3 protein-coding genes are annotated in these 3,007 nt (G+C 67.7%); all 3 read left to right on the top strand.

Annotation, left to right across the window (positions count from 1 at the left end):
* Window positions 1-265 precede the first annotated feature (265 nt).
* Window positions 266-694, top strand: coding sequence for a cold shock domain-containing protein (locus ACWGI8_RS42445; RefSeq protein ID WP_453668807.1), 429 nt, complete (start codon window positions 266-268; stop codon window positions 692-694).
* Between the two features lie 325 nt (window positions 695-1,019).
* A complete protein-coding gene (locus ACWGI8_RS42440; RefSeq protein ID WP_453668806.1) occupies window positions 1,020-1,880 on the top strand; it encodes a hypothetical protein in 861 nt (286 codons plus the stop codon).
* Between the two features lie 217 nt (window positions 1,881-2,097).
* Complete coding sequence (locus tag ACWGI8_RS42435; protein WP_453668805.1) at window positions 2,098-2,874, top strand: 4'-phosphopantetheinyl transferase family protein; 777 nt, start codon at window positions 2,098-2,100, stop codon at window positions 2,872-2,874.
* The last annotated feature ends 133 nt before the right edge of the window (window positions 2,875-3,007 follow it).

Raw genomic sequence — 3,007 nt, 5'->3', positions numbered from 1 at the left:
GCTTTGGGCGCCGCAGCCCGGGGGTGGGGTCGTTGCTCGACGACTACTCGACCAACACGAACCGGCGCCGAAGGGGGGCGCCGACGAGTGCGATGGACCGGTCGGCGGTGCCGGTGAAAGCAGCCGCGAGAGGGGTACCGCGTTGTGAACAGTACGCCTCGTGCATTTCATGAAATCATGTAGGTTTATTGCGGTGTTGACTCTCCGAAAGAGAGCAACCAAGCACGGTGTAATTAGTTGATGGTGGAGGTGCGTGGTCGTGTTGATGACGGGGAAGGTTCTGCGTTTCGACGATGTCCGGGGGTACGGATTCATCAACCCTGGTGAGGGAGGTGAGGACGTCTTCATGCATGCGAACGACCTGCTCGACGAGAAGTACCTGTACCAGGAGGGCAGTGAGGTCGAGTTCTTCATGGAGATGGGGGAGAAGGGCCCCAAGGCCTCGCAGATCCGCCTGGTCTATCAGCCGTCTTCGAACCGAGTTGCCGCCCGGCCGGCCGCGGGCGGGAGCACCCCGGACGAACCGTCGGCCGGCCAGGTGGGAGTACGACAGGTGGTCAGTGCCGCGGAGTTTCGCACCGATCTCACGGAAGCCCTGCTCGAGTCGGTCGGTACTCTGACGGCAGGCCAGATTCGGCAAGTCCGCGGCTGTGTCATGGATCTGGCCCGGGCCCGGGGCTGGTTCACGGCCTGATAGGGGACCGGTAGGGGACCGGCAGGGACTGGTAGGGGTACGCATCCGAATCCTCCCGCCCTAAGCTGACGTCGTCAGTCGCTGGGAACGCCGGTCGGTGAAACAGAAGATCATTCCTCTCCCGTTTCTGCCTGGTTGCAGGCCGAAACGGGCGAGGATGACGCTGTACCTGTCGAATGAGTCGCGTGCCTCGGCGGCGGGTCGGTACCGGAGACGGCGGTTGTGCCCTTTCCTGGAGTGGCCGCCGTTCCGATTGGCTTTCCTGGCGTGTTCGTGGGCCGGTAAATCGCCACCGTGCCACGGCATCACGGAGTGAGGAAGCGCTATGGATGGGCCAGAATACTGGGAAGAAATAGGCTCCGGAGAATCCGGTGGACTGATTCTCGCGATCGACATGCTGTCCGGCGAGAACATGGCGGACTTCCGGGAACTGGTCCCACTCCTGGACACCCCGCACAACGTGTGGCGCGCTCTGGAGAAGTTCGACTCTCCTCTGAAGGGGGACAGTCTGGCCGCCTTCATCGAGCCCTGGCTGGACGCGGTGCGGGCAAGCGGGCTGAGGGTCCGCGCTGTGCTCGGTCGGCGCGTGGGAGCCATCCTGGCCTGCGCGATCGCTGAGGCGCTTGGCAGAACGGGGCAGCGAGCCCCTCGCGTTCTGCTCTTCGACCCGGAACTGGTCGACATTGAAACGGTGGTCGGAGAGTTCCGGCGTGCGATCGCCGACGCCCCGTACCTGCTGGACGAGCCCGATGTGATCAGCCTCGAGCGGGACCTGGGGTCCTCTCCGGAGCAGCGCCTCGACGATCCCGCAGCTCTGGCCACGCGGATCTCCTGGGCCTTGCTGGGCACGGGCCGCGCCGCCGGGCCGAACGCAGCAGCCGGCGCGACGACGGCATCCCTGAACAGAGCCGTCAACCGGCTCCGTGTGCTCGCACTGGCCGAGCTGTACGACGTGATCCCGCTCTGGTCCGAGTGCACCGCGCTGTCCTCGTCGAGCCCCGGCAAAGGACTCACCCGTACACGGGCGGCGCTGTTGATGCCCGAAGCCGGGTTCGTCGCGCGGGAGATCTGCCTCAAGGACGATGAGACCGGGATGCTCACAAGCCCCGCTGTCGCCCACATGGCGTCGGACCTGCTCGCCGCAATGGAGAGCGAGGACGCCGGCCTGTCCGAGCCGGTGGCCTGACAGGCTGCGAGTACGCCGATGCCGGTGCCGTGCGTGCGCGTACGGCACCGGCACCGGTGTCGCGTGTACGGTCCGTTGACGGCCCGGTGCCGGCGTCCCGTGCAGGTCCGGTGTGAAGGGCCGCGGTGTGAAGCCGCGTTCACCAGCACGCCGAGGAGTCGATCACTCCCGGAAACAGCGGAAACGGTTTCCTCGGAGACGTGAGCAAGGTGGGATTGTGACCGATGGATCGCAAGCAGACCCGCTGCGGGAACACGCCCACAGCGACGCCCGGGCCCGCCATGTCCTGTCGGCCACTGTGCCGGAGGTGGAGGAACCCGGGATGCTGAGGCGGCTGCTGCCCAGTGGTGTCGCCGTCGTCGAGTCCTTCTGGGACCCGCCGGACGTGGAGCTTTACCCCGAGGAGGCCGCCCTCATCCGCAAGTCCGTGGAGAAGCGGCGCAAAGAATTCACGACGGTCCGGTACTGCGCCCGCCGGGCCTTGACCGAGCTCGGGCAGTCTCCCGGGCCCGTTCTGCCCGACCGGCACGGCGCCCCGCTCTGGCCCGCTGCGGTCATCGGCAGCCTCACGCACTGCGACGGATACCGGGCAGCGGCGCTCGCACACGGGAATCAGTCGATGATGCTCGGTATCGACGCCGAGCCGCACGGGCCGCTCCCCAGCGGGGTCCTGGAGGCCATTGCCCTGCCCGCCGAGCGGGCCTGGATCGGTTCCGCACCGGCCGGCACGCACTGGGACCGGCTGCTGTTCAGCGCAAAGGAGAGTGTGTACAAGGCTTGGTACCCGCGCACCGGGGAACGCCTGAGCTTCGAGGACGCGGAACTCCACTTCGACACCCTGGCCGGCACTTTCACGGCCCACCTGCGAGCGCGTCCCGCAGCCGGCACGTCCGGTCAGCCGCTGCTTCCACGCCAGTTGACGGGCCGCTGGCTGGTCGAACGAGGGCTGGTGGTCACCGCTGTCGCGACGTCACCCGTCGTGCAGCGGCGGTGACGTCCGGGCTGCGCGCGCCATGGTCCTGAAACGGCCCCGGCGCTGCCCCGCGCACCGGCCCGGCAAGCGGGGCAGCGCGCGTGAACTGGGCCCTGGCGGCGCCGCACCGCCGCACCGCGGACGGGCCCAGGAG

Source organism: Streptomyces sp. NPDC054841 (assembly GCF_053611045.1).
Note: the sequence above shows the minus strand (reverse complement) of the source record. Positions and strands in the feature narration are given on the sequence as shown.